At 64.0% G+C, this 14,461-nt stretch carries 12 protein-coding genes; 11 read left to right on the forward strand and 1 reads right to left on the reverse strand.

Annotated features, from left to right (window positions below):
• The first annotated feature begins 18 nt into the window (after positions 1-18).
• From ybgC to ftsH, 9 genes are all read left to right on the forward strand, one after another.
• Complete coding sequence (gene ybgC / locus CK215_RS11360) at positions 19-492, forward strand: tol-pal system-associated acyl-CoA thioesterase (RefSeq protein WP_095830982.1); 474 nt, start codon at positions 19-21, stop codon at positions 490-492.
• Between the two features lie 394 nt (positions 493-886).
• On the forward strand, positions 887-1,597 hold the full coding sequence (gene tolQ, locus CK215_RS11365) for a protein TolQ (protein WP_067001789.1): 711 nt from the start codon (positions 887-889) through the stop codon (positions 1,595-1,597).
• 9 nt (positions 1,598-1,606) lie between these two features.
• Entirely contained in the window at positions 1,607-2,068 is a 462-nt protein-coding gene (tolR, locus tag CK215_RS11370) for a protein TolR (RefSeq protein WP_095782570.1), read from the forward strand.
• A 7-nt stretch (positions 2,069-2,075) separates the two neighbouring features.
• A complete protein-coding gene (locus CK215_RS11375; RefSeq protein ID WP_095830983.1) occupies positions 2,076-3,230 on the forward strand; it encodes an energy transducer TonB in 1,155 nt (384 codons plus the stop codon).
• A 79-nt stretch (positions 3,231-3,309) separates the two neighbouring features.
• The gene (gene tolB, locus CK215_RS11380; RefSeq protein ID WP_245418673.1) at positions 3,310-4,590 is read left to right on the forward strand and encodes a Tol-Pal system beta propeller repeat protein TolB; all 1,281 of its coding nucleotides are present in this window, start codon (positions 3,310-3,312) and stop codon (positions 4,588-4,590) included.
• Positions 4,591-4,907: 317 nt separating this feature from the next.
• Positions 4,908-5,414, forward strand: coding sequence for a peptidoglycan-associated lipoprotein Pal (pal, locus tag CK215_RS11385; RefSeq protein ID WP_067001802.1), 507 nt, complete (start codon positions 4,908-4,910; stop codon positions 5,412-5,414).
• Between the two features lie 270 nt (positions 5,415-5,684).
• The gene (gene ybgF, locus CK215_RS11390) at positions 5,685-6,830 is read left to right on the forward strand and encodes a tol-pal system protein YbgF (RefSeq protein ID WP_095830985.1); all 1,146 of its coding nucleotides are present in this window, start codon (positions 5,685-5,687) and stop codon (positions 6,828-6,830) included.
• A 51-nt stretch (positions 6,831-6,881) separates the two neighbouring features.
• Positions 6,882-8,273: a tRNA lysidine(34) synthetase TilS gene (tilS, locus tag CK215_RS11395; RefSeq protein WP_095830986.1), complete on the forward strand. Its 1,392-nt coding sequence runs from the start codon at positions 6,882-6,884 to the stop codon at positions 8,271-8,273.
• 106 nt (positions 8,274-8,379) lie between these two features.
• Positions 8,380-10,314 carry an ATP-dependent zinc metalloprotease FtsH gene (gene ftsH / locus CK215_RS11400; RefSeq protein ID WP_067001810.1) on the forward strand — a complete coding sequence of 645 codons (1,935 nt, stop codon included), beginning with the start codon at positions 8,380-8,382 and terminating at the stop codon, positions 10,312-10,314.
• A gap of 386 nt (positions 10,315-10,700) precedes the next feature.
• Here the strand turns inward: ftsH and CK215_RS11405 are convergent, their stop codons facing one another.
• Positions 10,701-11,546, reverse strand: a complete 846-nt coding sequence (locus CK215_RS11405) for a hypothetical protein (RefSeq protein ID WP_095830987.1) — start codon at positions 11,544-11,546, stop codon at positions 10,701-10,703.
• A 364-nt stretch (positions 11,547-11,910) separates the two neighbouring features.
• On the opposite strand from CK215_RS11405, the gene glmM reads away from it, so the two are divergent.
• Positions 11,911-13,263, forward strand: coding sequence for a phosphoglucosamine mutase (glmM, locus tag CK215_RS11410; RefSeq protein ID WP_067001816.1), 1,353 nt, complete (start codon positions 11,911-11,913; stop codon positions 13,261-13,263).
• 218 nt (positions 13,264-13,481) lie between these two features.
• Positions 13,482-14,297 carry an outer membrane protein gene (locus CK215_RS11415; protein WP_067001819.1) on the forward strand — a complete coding sequence of 272 codons (816 nt, stop codon included), beginning with the start codon at positions 13,482-13,484 and terminating at the stop codon, positions 14,295-14,297.
• The last annotated feature ends 164 nt before the right edge of the window (positions 14,298-14,461 follow it).

Here is a 14,461-nt window from a genome sequence, read left to right on the forward strand (position 1 = left end):
CTGAATAAGGAAAGCGCGATGGACGATCATGGTGAATCCGCAGCGCTCAGCGCCGGGCTCTCGGGGGCGCTGACGCAATCCGGCCATCGCCTGATGGCCCGCGTCTACTATGCCGACACCGATTTCTCCGGCGTCGTCTACCATGCGCGCTATCTCGAATTCTTCGAACGTGGGCGCTCGGACTATCTCAGGCTCGCCGGCGTCCATCACACCGAGCTTGCCGATGGCAAGCATGGCGAGCGCATCGTCTGGGTGGTGCGGCGCATGGAGATCGACTTCCGTTCGCCGGCCCGCATGGACGACATCCTCACCATCGACACGCGCACCGAGGACATTTCGGGCGCCCGCATCTTCATGGCGCAGCAGTTGAAGCGTGGCGGCGAGGTGCTGGTCGAAGCGAAGGTCGAGGCGGCGATCATCGGCGAGAACGGCCGGCCGCGCAGATTTCCGAAGGAATGGATCGCGGCCTTTATGCCGAGGGCGAGCGACTGATCACCGCGAACCGGCTTCGGCCGAATCCCTGTCACGCAGGAGTTGCCCGTTCTGGGACAACGACATGCACCAAAACACCTAAAGCGCGTCGCCTGGACCTGCTTCAGCGCGATGTGCACTGATCGGCCGCGTCCAGCATGGCGCCGGCCCGGTGGGCGCGGCAATGCGCCACGCTTCATATCCTAACCCATCCTTAACCATAACGGTTCATGAAGGAATTGGTGAAGATTGGCGCAATTCGTGTGCCTTCCTTTCACCAAGATTTGCCCCGAAAACGCCGCGAAACGGTGCATTCGGGGCTTGTCCCGCGAGCTTCAGGCTTCGCGCGATCGGAGCAAAGGGATGCCATGGGCCAGCCGCCAGCGATGCCCGGAAAAATCTTAAGGACGTAGTCATGGAAAACATCGCACTCGCCGACCCGGGCGCGCATTTGTCGATATGGGCCTTGTTCATGCAGGCCGGCTGGGTGGTCAAATTGGTCATGATCGGCTTGCTCTGCGCCTCGATCTGGACCTGGGCAATCATCATCGACAAGCTTGTCGCCTATAGCCGCATGCGGATGGCGCTCAACCGCTTCGAGCAGGTGTTCTGGTCGGGACAGTCCCTCGAGGAGCTCTACCGCACGCTCGCCGACCGCAAGACCACCGGCATGGGCGCGATCTTCGTCGCCGCCATGCGCGAATGGAAGAAGAGCTTCGAGAAGGGCGCCAAATCGGCGCTGGCATTGCAGACCCGCATCGACAAGGCGATGGATCTCGCGCTGACCCGCGAGATGGAAAGGCTGGAGGGTCGGCTCGGCTTCCTCGCCACCACGGGTTCGGCCGCGCCATTCATCGGCTTGTTCGGCACCGTCATCGGCATCATGACCTCCTTCCAGGCGATCGCCGCCTCGAAGAACACCAGCCTGTCGGTCGTGGCGCCCGGCATCGCGGAGGCGCTGCTGGCGACGGCCATCGGCCTGCTCGCGGCCATTCCGGCCGTCATCGCCTACAACAAGCTGTCGTCGGATGCGAACAAGCTCGCCGTGCGCATGGAAGGGTTTGCGGATGAGTTCTCCGCCATACTCTCGCGCCAAATCGATGAAAAAGTCGCGCAGAAGGCCTGAGGTACGATCATGGGTATGTCTGCTGCTAGCGCAGGTGGCATAGGGCGAGGCGGACGCGGCCACCGGCGGCGCGGTCGTCATCATGGCCTGATGTCGGAAATCAACGTCACGCCGATGGTCGACGTGATGCTGGTGCTGCTGATCATCTTCATGGTCGCGGCGCCGTTGCTCACCGTCGGCGTTCCGATCGACCTGCCCGACACGAAAGCCAAGGCGATGAATGTCGACACGCAGCCGATCACGGTGTCGATCAACGCCGCCGGCCAGATCTATCTGCAGGAAACCGAGATCCCGATCGATGAGCTGGTAGCGAAGCTGCAGGCAATCTCGAAGACCGGCTATGACGAGCGCATCTTCATTCGCGGCGACAAGTCGACGGATTATGGCACTGCCATGAAGGTCATGGCCCGCATTTCGGCGGCCGGCTACAAGAACATCGGCCTGGTTTCGCTGCAAGAACAGGATCAGTAGACGCCAAATGCGGACCGGCCTCACCTCATCGGTGATCTTGCATGCGGTGGCGCTGGCCTTCGGGCTGTTCACGCTGTCCTCGCCGCCCGCCATGCCGGCTTCCGACGTGGAGTCGGTGGCGGTCGACATCGTGCCAATGGAAGCGATCGCGCAGACGCTGCAGGGCGACAAGAAAGCGGTCATGCATGACAAGCCGGCGCCGCTGCCGACCAAGCGCCCGGATATCGTCCCCGACGCGCAGAAGGTCGGCGAGAACAGCGTCGACACCGACAAGCCGGTAACCGACGAGGCCAAGCCGAAGCCGGTCGAGAAGACATCCGCGCCGCCCCCGGCGCCGACGCCGACCGAGAAGCCGGCGGTCGAGGACGTGCCGAAGTCGCAGGAAAAGCCGAAGCCGACCCCGGCGACCGAAGTCGCGCCGACGCCGACACCTAAGGAAGAGGTCAAGCCCGAGCCGGTCAAGCAGACGGAGCCGAAGCCGACACCCGCCAAGGAGCCGACGCCAGCGCCGCCGAAGGACACGACCGCCGCCATCCAGAAGGAAGAGGTCAAGCCGGACGCCGTCGCCGAGGCGATCGCCAAGGAGCAGCCGACCGAGGAGGCAAAGCTTCCGGACTCGGCACCCGCCCCTGCAGCGCGGCCGAAGCCGCAGCCCGCTCCCGCCGAAAGCGCCAAGGCGCCGGAGCGCAAGGACGCGGAAAAGCCGGTGAAGGAAGCTTCCTCGAAGCCGAAGTCGGATGAAAAGCAGTTCAACGCCGACGAGATTTCAGCACTTCTGGACAAGCAGAAGCCGTCGGGTGGCGGCGCCAAGCGTTCGACGCAGCAGTCGTCGCTCGGCGGCGAGAAGGATCAGGGCCAGAAGCTGTCCAAGTCCGAGCAAGGCGCGCTCGAAGCTCAGCTCGGCGGCTGCTGGACCCTGCCCGTTGGACTGGAAGGTTCGGAGAACTTCGTCGTCGTGGTCCGGTTCAATCTCGATACCAACGGCAAGCTCGACGGCCGGCCGTCGGTCGAGCAGTCGAGCGGCAACCGGCAGTTCGACGAAAGCGCCGTGCGCGCGGTTCAAAAATGCGACGTGGCCGGCCTGCAGGTTCCCGCCGGCAAGCAGGACATTTGGAACGACATCCGGGTCACCTTCGACCCAAGGGAGATGCTTGGCCTATAAGCCTTGCGTCCGAACCATCCAAGAAGAGAAGCGAGAAGACATGAGATCTTTCCTCAAGCCGCTCCTGACGATTGCAGCCATGGCGCTGGGCATGACGACCGCCGCCACCTTGCCGGCCTGGGCGCTCGTCGAGCTCAACGTCAACAAGGGCAATGTCGAGCCGCTGCCGATCGCCATCACTGACTTCCAGTCCAATGGTGAGCTCGGCGCCCAGATCACGGAGATCGTCACGGCCGACCTCAAGCGCTCCGGCCTGTTCGCGCCGATCGACAAGAGCGCTTTCATCGATAAGATCTCCGGCCCGGACGCCACGCCGCGGTTCGACGACTGGAAGGTGATCAATGCGCAGGCGCTGGTCACCGGCAGCGTCGGCAAGGAAGCCGACGGCCGCATCCGCGCCCAGTACCGGCTATGGGACACCTTTGCCGGCCAGCAGATGGCCGGGGAGCAGTTCTTCGCCAATGACGCCAATACCAGGCGCGTCGCCCATATCATCGCCGATGCGATCTACGAGCGGCTGACCGGCGAGAAGGGTTACTTCGATACGCGCGTCGTCTTCGTCGACGAATCCGGCGCCAAGAACGCGCGCAAGAAGCGTCTTGCCATCATGGACCAGGACGGCGCCAACGTCCGCTACCTGTCGGACGGCCGTTCGATCGTGCTCACGCCGCGCTTCTCGCCGAACCGGCAGGAAATCACCTACATGTCCTATGAGAGCGGACAGCCGAAGGTGTATCTGCTGCAGATCGAGACCGGACAGCGCGAGCTGGTCGGCAATTTCCCCGGCATGACGTTCGCGCCGCGCTTTTCGCCCGATGGCCAGAAGGTGATCATGAGCCTGCTGCGCGATGACGGCAACTCCAACATCTTCGCCATGGATCTGAGAAGCCGTTCGACTACGCGGCTCACCGACTCGACCGCCATCGACACCTCGCCCTCCTATTCGCCCGACGGCTCGCAGATCGTCTTCACCTCCGACCGCGGCGGCGGCAGCGGCCGCTCGCAGATCTACGTCATGGGCGCGGACGGCTCCAACCCGCACCGCATCTCGTTCGGCGACGGCGTCTATTCCACGCCGGTGTGGTCGCCGCGGGGCGACCTCATCGCCTTCACCAAGCAGTCGGGCGGCGAGTTCCAGATCGGCGTCATGAAGACCGACGGTTCGGGCGAGCGCATCCTGTCCTCCGGCTTCCAGCAGGAGGGGCCGACCTGGGCGCCGAACGGTCGCGTACTGATGTTCTTCCGCGACTCCGCCGGCGGGCCGAAGCTGGTCACGGTCGATCTTACCGGCCGCAACGAGCAGCAGATCCCGACCTCGAACTTCGCCTCGGATCCGGCCTGGTCGCCGCTGCTGGAGTAGGCAGAGGAACGGAAGAATTCAAGAACGGGGAACTGAAGAACTGAGGAAAATGGAGGACCCGGGGCGCTTGTAAATCTCAGAGAGAAGCTGGCCTAATTTCTTCTTCCAATTCCTCAGTTCTTCAGTTCCTCAATTCCCCCTTTTTTCATGTTTTGGCCGCATTTCCGCCTACGGTCGCCGCGCATTGTGAGCCTAGCTAAATCGGCCGAGGACGGCGGCTCGAAACGAAAAATTAACCGTGTTTCTTGAATGCCGGTTAACCCAAACGTGGTTACTGGGTGATCAACGAAATCACTCGAATGCGAAGGAGAGGCGGCATGGGCCGTATCGCAGCACTTACCAGAAATCCGGCGATGATCGCGCTGGTGGCGGCTCTGGCCATCACCGGCTGCGCCTCGAAGAAGACCCCGAACAGCGCCGCCGATCTCGGCCTCAACGGCGCCGGCTCTGCCACGCCCGGCTCGGCGCAGGACTTCACCGTCAACATCGGCGACCGCATCTTCTTCGACACCGACTCCTCGTCGATCCGCGCCGACGCGCAGACGACGCTGTCGCGCCAGGCGCAGTGGCTCAACCAGTACAGGCAGTATGCCATCGTCATCGAAGGCCATGCCGACGAGCGCGGCACGCGCGAGTACAATCTGGCGCTGGGCGCCCGCCGCGCCGCTGCCACCCGCGACTTCCTGGTTTCGAAGGGCGTCGCAGCCAACCGCCTGAAGACGATCTCCTACGGCAAGGAACGCCCGGTCGCCGTCTGCGACGACATCTCGTGCTGGTCGCAGAACCGCCGCGCCGTCACCACGCTCTCGGGCGCCGGGTCCTGACGCGCCGCGCCGGAAATCGATATCGATTTTCGGAAACGATCATGAGCGCCACAGCGTCCTTGGCGCGTCTGACGACGCGCGGCGCTGTGGGCGGCAAAAATACAACATCGCGGAACGAAAAGGCGGCCTCCGAGCCGCCTTTTTCATATGCGACAGCTTGAAACAAAATTTGGCCGAAGTCTCGCGTCCTGCTAAGAGCGCGAGGGCGCTTTATCCCCCTCCGATTTGGAAAGGCGCATCGGGCCAACAGATTTCACGGCGAGAGACATAATGCATTTCAGAACGGTCCTGAGCGGCACGCTTGCGCTGCTGCTCGTATCAAGCATCGCAGGTATCGCCGCACCGGCGGACAGCGGGCAATCCTCGGACAGCGGGTTTACTTTCCATCTGCCGACGTTGGGCATTTTCGGCGACAAAAAGAAGACCGAGCAGGCGCAAGTCGCCCAGCAGGACGGCGCCGGCATGACCGGTCTGGAGGATCAGATCCGCCAGATGAACGGCAAGCTTGAGGAACTCAATTTCCAGATCCTGCAAATGCAGGAGCAGATGCGCAAGCAGCAGGAGGACAACGAGTTCCGCTTCCAGCAGCTCGAAGGCGGCTCGCAGGGCGCGAAGCCAACGGGCCAGAAGAAGTCGGAGACCGCGCCGCAGGACGGCAGCAGCGGCAACACGAATATGGGCGATGCTGGCGCCGGCGACAGCGGCACCGACACCAACGTCGCAACGGCTCCGGCGACGCAAGCTGCGCCCGGCACGGCTCCGCAGGACGGCGGCGGCAAGAGCGTCGGCGACGTCATCGTCGAGTCTCAGACCGGCGACCCGGGCAAGTTGATCACCGGCGCGCCGCCGAAGACCTTCGGCACCATTACCGTCGACAAGAACGGCAATGTCGTCAATGCCGACCCCGCCCCGCAGGCGGGCTCGCAGACGGAAGCTCCCGCGGCTACGGCAAACGCGCCTGCCGCCGAGACCGGCGGCAAGCCTGGCAAAAGCAAGTCCGGCGGCACGGTCATGGCCTCGCTGCCCTCGACCAACAATCCGGACGAGCTCTACCGCAACTCCTACCAGTTCATCCTGTCGGGCGACTATCCCACCGCCGAGCAGGGTTTCCGTGACCATATCTCGCGCTTTCCCAAGGACGCCAAGGCGGCGGACGCGCATTACTGGCTGGGCGAATCCCTGCTTGGCCAGCAGAAATATCGCGACGCGGCGGAGGTTTTCCTGGCCGCCAGCAAGGATTATCCGAAGGCCAAGAAGGCGCCCGACATGCTGCTCAAGCTCGGCGTATCGCTGGTCGGCCTCAAGCAGAACGACGTGGCCTGCGCCACTTTCAACGAGATCGGCAAGCGCTACTCGGATGTTTCCGGCACGCTGAAGGAACGCATCAAGCAGGAAAAGGCGCTGGCCTCGTGCTAGCTTGCGTGTCGTTGTCCCAGAATCGGGACCGCTTTTGGACGACGCGCAGTGATGTTCGATACCGAGACTGACCTTTCGGATCGCCTTTTCCAAGACTTCGACTTCTCCCACGGCGCCGTTGCGGCCGTGTCCGGCGGCAGCGACTCGACCGCCCTTCTCCATCTGCTCAAGCACCACCTCGACCGTACCCTGCCCGCGGCAAGGCTGCTTGCGGTGACGATCGATCATGACCTCAGACCAAGCTCGGCAGCCGAAGCGCAAGCTGTCGCCCGGCTTTGCGCCGAGCACGGCATCGCGCATCGCACGCTCGTCTGGTCCGGCCGCAAGCCATCGACCGGCTTGCCGGCCGCCGCGCGCGAGGCGCGCTACCGGCTGCTGGCCGAGGCAGCCGAAGGGGAAGGCATCCGCACGGTGGTGACCGGACATACCGCCGACGACCAGGCCGAGACCGTGCTGATGCGGCAAGTTCGTGAAGAGGAGGCCCGCGACGAGGATCCACGCGACGGCCGCGGGCTCGCCGGCATGGCGCCCGCCACGCTCTACGATTGGCGGGTCTGGATCGCCCGCCCGCTGCTCGCCACGCGCCGCGCGGCATTGCGCGAGATGCTGGAGCGTCGCGGCATCGGCTGGACCGAGGATCCGACCAATGTCGACCGGCGCTTCGAGCGGCCGCGCCTCCGCATCTCGCTTGCAGGCAGAGACGGCGAGGCGCGTTTCAAGGAAGCAATCGCGAAGGCCGGACAGGCAGCCGCCGAGCGCGAGAAGCTCGGCCAGCGTGCGGCGGCGCTGATCGGCGCCTTCGCTAGCCAGCCGGCTCCGGGGCTCATCCGCCTCGATCGCGATTTCGCAAGTGGTGAGGATAGCGAAGCCGCCGTCTATGCATTTCGCATCCTGCTCGCCACGGTCGGCGGCGTCACGTTCCTTGTCGACGAGGCGCGTTGCCGGGCGCTGTTCGAGCATCTGCGGTCGGGGACGCTTTGCGCCACATTGTCGCGGACGGTGGTCGACGCGCGCCGCACCGGCATCTTCCTCCACCGCGAGGCCCGCAATCTGCCCGCGGTTCCGGCTGCTGAGCAGGCCCTATGGGACGGTCGGCGGAGGATCACATTGAGCGACAGGCCGAGCGGGTTGGTGATCGCGCCAGCAGGTCCCGGCGCCGCCAAGCGATTTACCCCGGAAGGCGACGTTCCGGCGAGCTTGCTGCGCAAGGCGCTGGCCGCCGAGCCCGCGCTGTGGCGCGGCGGCGAACGCCTTGATTTGGCTGGCGGTGAAGCCGCGCCGCCGGCGACGGCGATCGTTCCTGCGGTGTCGCCCTTCACCCGCTTCCTGCCGTCCTTCGATCTCCGGCCCGCTGCCGCCGTCGCCGCGCTGATCGGCGCGCCGCCGCTGCCGCCCTCGCCTTTTCGCGGCCATGATCGCGGCGGAGCATGGGCGAAAGCTTAACCGAGGCATGCTGTTCTGCTTGGCAAGGGGAGACGCTCTCCCTATGTTAGGCCCAAGCCTCCAATCACCATCGTGGGTCCGCGCGCGGACGCCAACAGGACAATAGATGAATCCGAACTATCGCAACCTCGCGCTCTGGGCGATCATAGCGGTCCTGCTCATCGCCTTGTTCAATCTTTTCCAGACGCCGCAGACGCGCGGCGCTTCGAGCGAGATTGCCTATTCGCAGTTCCTGCAGGATGTCTCTTCCGGCCGGGTCAAGAGCGTGACGATCGCCGGCGCCCGTATCTCGGGCAACTACACGGACAACGCCAACGGCTTCCAGACCTATTCGCCGGGCGATCCGTCGCTGGTCTCCAGGCTGCAGGACAAGAACGTCACCATCAACGCGCGGCCTGAAAGCGACGGTTCGAACTCGCTGTTCGGCTATCTGATCTCGTGGCTGCCGATGATCCTGATCCTCGGCGTGTGGATATTCTTCATGCGCCAGATGCAGTCCGGCTCCGGCCGCGCCATGGGCTTCGGCAAGTCGAAGGCGAAGTTGCTCACCGAGGCGCATGGCCGCGTCACCTTCCAGGACGTCGCCGGCGTCGACGAGGCCAAGGAGGACCTGGAGGAGATCGTCGAGTTCCTGCGCGATCCGCAGAAGTTCCAGCGGCTCGGCGGCAAGATCCCGCGCGGCGTGCTGCTGGTCGGCCCTCCCGGAACCGGCAAGACGCTGCTCGCCCGCTCCGTCGCAGGCGAGGCCAATGTGCCGTTCTTCACCATCTCCGGCTCGGATTTCGTCGAGATGTTCGTCGGCGTCGGCGCAAGCCGGGTGCGCGACATGTTCGACCAGGCCAAGAAGAACGCCCCCTGCATCATCTTCATCGACGAAATCGACGCCGTCGGCCGCCATCGCGGCGCCGGCCTCGGCGGCGGCAATGACGAGCGCGAGCAGACGCTGAACCAGCTGCTGGTCGAGATGGACGGCTTCGAGTCGAACGAAAGCATCATCCTGATCGCCGCCACCAACCGGCCCGACGTGCTCGACCCGGCGCTGCTAAGGCCGGGCCGCTTCGACCGCCAGGTGGTGGTGCCGAACCCCGACATCGTCGGCCGCGAGAAGATCCTCAAGGTGCATGTGCGCAACGTGCCGCTGGCGCCCAATGTCGACCTCAAGGTCATCGCGCGCGGCACGCCCGGCTTCTCCGGCGCCGACCTGATGAACCTGGTCAACGAATCCGCGCTGATGGCGGCGCGTCGCAACAAGCGGCTCGTCACCATGGCCGAGTTCGAGGACGCCAAGGACAAGATCATGATGGGCGCCGAGCGCCGCTCGTCGGCGATGACGCAGGCCGAGAAGGAGCTGACCGCCTATCACGAGGCAGGCCACGCCATCCTGGCGCTCAACGTGCCGACGGCCGATCCGCTGCACAAGGCGACCATCATCCCGCGCGGCCGCGCGCTCGGCATGGTCATGCAGCTGCCGGAAGGCGACCGCTATTCGATGAGCTACAAATACATGATCTCGAGGCTGGCGATCATGATGGGCGGCCGCGTCGCCGAGGAGTTCAAGTTCGGCAAGGAGAACATCACCTCCGGCGCCTCCTCCGACATCGAGCAGGCGACCAAGCTGGCGCGCGCCATGGTCACGCGCTGGGGCTTCTCCGATAAGCTCGGCCATGTCGCCTATGGCGACAACCAGGAAGAGGTCTTCCTCGGCCATTCGGTGGCGCGCCAGCAGAACATCTCGGAAGAGACCGCGCAGATCATCGACGCCGAGGTGCGCCGGCTGATCGACGATGCCTATTCCACCGCCAAGACCGTGCTGACCAAGAAGAAGAAGGACTGGATCGCGCTGGCCGAAGGGCTGCTCGAATACGAGACCCTGACCGGCGAGGAGATCAAGCAGCTGATCGCCGGCCACAAGCCCGCCCGCGACCTTGGCGACGACACGCCGCCCAGCCGCGGCTCGGCTGTGCCGAAAGCCGGCACCGGCGGCCGTCGCAAGAAGGGCCCCGAGCCCGAAGGCGGCATGGAGCCGCAGCCGCAGGGCTAAGGCTCGATCGAAAACGAAACATAAAAAAACGACGCCGCGGCTCAGACCGCGGCGTTTTTGTTTGGGAGGTCACAGACGATTGGCGAGTCGCTCGCGGACCGCACCTGCAAGATCGGCGTCCGGCGCAAGCGCCAATCTTCCTTCTGGCTCATCACGCTTCTGGCCTCGCATGGCACCCCAAACCTCCGGCGCAAAACGCACGAAACTGTTCGCGATGCCTTCGCACACCTGTTCGCGATGTCCTCAGTCCATATAGGGGGAGATTGGTAGCTTCGCCGGCGGGAGTTCTTTTGCGGCGCCGATATGCCTCTTTAAGCGCGTCCAACGAAAAAGCCCGCGCATCTCGCGATGCGCGGGCTTTTGTCTTGGAGGTAAGCGCTGAGCGATCAGCTCTTCAGCTTGGCGTTGCAGAGGCTGTAGAAGCCGCCGCCCTTCTGGATCCACCGCAGGCCGTTCAGCGTGTTGGCGTCCTTGTTGGCATAGTACTGCTCGAGGCAGGTGTGCATGCGGGCCTTGGCCGGCGTCTCGTTGGCGAATTTCGGCGAGATGGCGGTCGGGAAGGTCACGCCCTTCGGCGCAGCCACGCTGGGCTTTGCCGGTTCCTTGGTGAAAGTCGCCTCGGTCGGAGCCGGCACGGTGTCGTCGTCGTCGCCGGCGCCGCATTCGGTCTTGCGGAAGTCGTTCCACTTCATGCCGTTGAGCTTGTTGGCGGTCTTGGCAGCCTGGTACTTGCTGCTGCATTCGGCCATGGTCAGACCCTTGGCCGAACCACCGTCAGCGGCAGCGGTGGAAGTCTTGCTGGCGGCAGGTTTGGCGGCCGCCGCGGCAGTGGCGCCGGGGCCGCATTCAGCCTTGCGGAAATCGTTCCACTTCATGCCGTTCAGCGTGCCGGCCGCCTTCGCGGCCTGATACTTGGTGCTGCATTCCTTTGCGGTCAGGCCCTTGGCTGTGTCGTCCGAGGCAGCTGCCGACTTTGCCTTCTTGGTGTCAGCCTTGGTCTCGGTCGCAGACTTGGTCTCGGTCGCCGCCTTGGTGTCGGTCGCGGCGGAAGCGTCGCTGCCGCACTGGGCCTTGCGGAACTGGTTCCAGGTCTGGCCGTTGAGCGTTCCGGCGTCCTTGGCTGCGTTGTACTTGGTGCTGCACTCGGCCATGGTCAGGGCGTTGGCCGGCGCCGCCAGGAACAGGGTTGCGACGGCGATGCCCGTCAATGTTGCAAGTCTATGAATAAGCATGGCGTTTTTCTCCCTTGCTGCGCCAAATGGTCTCTATACCAAATCAATAGCTCTCAACTTCGGGCTGCGCCAGATGCTTCCCGCGCGGATGCCCTCACAAAGTGTGTTCCTGCCGACAGGGTGCTAAATTGCTGGCGCTCGGTTCGAGCAAATAAGGTTTTTCCAACCATGTCGGGCGGAAAAGCTATTCGGGCTATTATATTCCCGTTACAACGAGAGGTCGTGGCAGGCCGCCGAATCACTTGACCCGTCCGCGACAATGATTTTCTAAGGAATGGTAATATATAATCACGAAACGTGATGATCGGATGCGGCCCAATTGTGGCAATACGGACGGCTGAAACCGACGGGGACTTTGGCAGGTATGGCAGGGCAGTATTTCGGCACCGACGGCATTCGCGGACGCGCCAACAAGTTTCCCATGACGGCCGAGGTGGCCATGCGGGTGGGTATGGCCGCCGGCCTCTCTTTCCAGCGGGGCAACCATCGGCACCGCGTCGTGCTCGGCAAGGACACGCGGCTTTCCGGCTACATGATCGAGAACGCGATGGTGTCAGGCCTGTGCGCCGCCGGCATGGACGTGTTCCTGCTCGGGCCGATTCCGACACCGGCGGTCGCCATGCTGGTGCGCTCGCTGCGCGCCGACATCGGGGTGATGATCTCGGCCTCGCATAACCCTTATTACGACAACGGCATCAAGCTGTTCGGCCCCGACGGCTATAAGCTCTCCGACGAGATCGAGGAGCGCATCGAAGGCATGCTCGACAAGGACATCGAGTTGTCGCTTGCCGATTCCGACGGGCTGGGGCGCGCCAAGCGCGTCGACGGCGTCCACGACCGCTATATCGAATTCGCCAAGCGCACGCTGCCGCGCTCGATGTCGCTTTCCGGGCTTCGGATCGTCGTCGATTGCGCGAACGGCGCCTCCTACAAGGTGGCGCCGGAGGCGCTGTGGGAGCTCGGCGCCGAGGTAGTCGCCATCAATGTCGAGCCGAACGGCTTCAACATCAACAAGGAGTGCGGCTCGACCCATCCGGCCGGCCTGCAGAAGAAGGTGCACGAGGTGCGCGCCGATATCGGCATCGCGCTCGACGGCGACGCCGACCGTGTGGTCATCGTCGACGAGAACGGCGCCATCGTCGACGGCGACCAGATCATGGCGCTGATCGCCGAGTCCTGGCACCAGAGCGGGCGGCTGGCCGGCGGCGGCGTCGTCTCGACGGTGATGTCCAATCTCGGTCTCGAGCGTTTCCTTGGCGACATGAAGCTGCAGCTGCACCGCACCAAGGTCGGCGACCGCTATGTCGTCGAGCACATGCGCGCGCACGGCCTCAATGTCGGCGGGGAGCAGTCCGGCCATATCGTGCTGTCCGATTTCTCGACCACCGGCGACGGCCTGGTTTCGGCGCTGCAGGTGCTGGCCTGCATCAAGCGGCAGAACCGGCCGGTCAGCGAGCTGTCGAAAAAGTTCGAGCCGGTGCCTCAGCTTCTGAAGAACGTCCGCATCTCCGGCGGCAAGCCGCTGGAGGAGGCGCCGGTCAAGGCAGCCATCGAGGAAGGGCGCAACCGCCTGGGCAAGGCCGGCCGCCTCGTTATCCGACCGTCCGGCACCGAGCCGCTCATCCGCGTCATGGCCGAAGGCGACGATCCGCAGCTGGTCGAGGCCGTCGTCAACGAGATCGTCGGCATCATCTCGGATACCCGCAGCGCCGCCTGATCGCCGCCGCAAAGCGGACGATCGCATCTGCAAGCCCGCCGCCAGGCGGGCTTTTTCGCGCGCGCACAACACCCCCGGACAACGGGAATACCCTCTAAAATTGTAGGGATTCGTGGTTAATCGGTACGGTTAAACGGCTTTTAACCTTTGCAATTCATTATCCACGCCGAGGTTCATCTTCGGGCGATGTCGTCCCGAGGCTTCTTAGGGGTGACAGCATGTTCGATACCGCAAGAATGGCACTGTTTGCCGCGCTGTTGGCGGGAGTGGCCGGACCGGCCCTCGCCGCCGACCTGGGGGAACCACCGCCGGTGGAGGAAGCTCCGCCGCCGGTGGTCGAGGCTCAGCCGATCGACGTCGGCGGCTGGTATATTCGCGGCGACATCGACTACCACAAGTCGACCTTGCGCGGCATCGACTACATTACATACGGGCCACCGCCCGGCACTAACGATTTCGATTTCGGCAAGCTGAAGGGCGGCTTCTCGCTCGGCGGCGGCGTCGGCTACAAGATCAACGATTACTTCCGAACCGATCTGACGGCCGACTATTGGTTCAAGTCGGACTTCAACGGCCAGACCTCGGACCTCGTAACGACATCCACCGAGGTGTCGAGGATGAGCGCGCTGCTGCTGTTGGCCAATGCCTATGTCGACATCGGCACCTATCACGGCATCACGCCTTACGTCGGCGCCGGCATCGGCGGCGCGCACGTCAAGTGGGACACGGTCCACGATCCGAATACCACCGAAACCAACCCGGGTTCGTCTAACTGGCGCTTCGCCTATGCGCTCATGGCCGGCGCTTCCTACTGCCTGACCGACAGGGTGATCCTCGACGCAGGCTACCGCTTCACTCACATCCAGGGCGGGCGCATGTTCGAGTTCGATTCGACGAGTTCCGGGCCGGGGTTCGACCACGGCATCAACACGCATGAGGTGCGCGGCGGTCTGCGCTACCAATTCGGCGGCAACAATGGGTGCACTACACCGGTGGCCTACCAGCCGGAGCCGGAGCCGATCTACACCAAGTAGTCGCTTCGAAGATCCTGGAATTTTACCGATCGCCCGGCGTCAGCCGGGCGATTTTCTTTTGTGGGTGGCCGGTAAAACAGCATCGAAATCAATTCGGTAACCCCCTGTTATCCTTAACCGGCACTTAACCACTATGGTTAACAATGCTCCTGAAACGGCAGCTG

This window comes from Mesorhizobium sp. WSM3864, assembly GCF_002294955.1.
GTDB lineage: Bacteria > Pseudomonadota > Alphaproteobacteria > Rhizobiales > Rhizobiaceae > Mesorhizobium.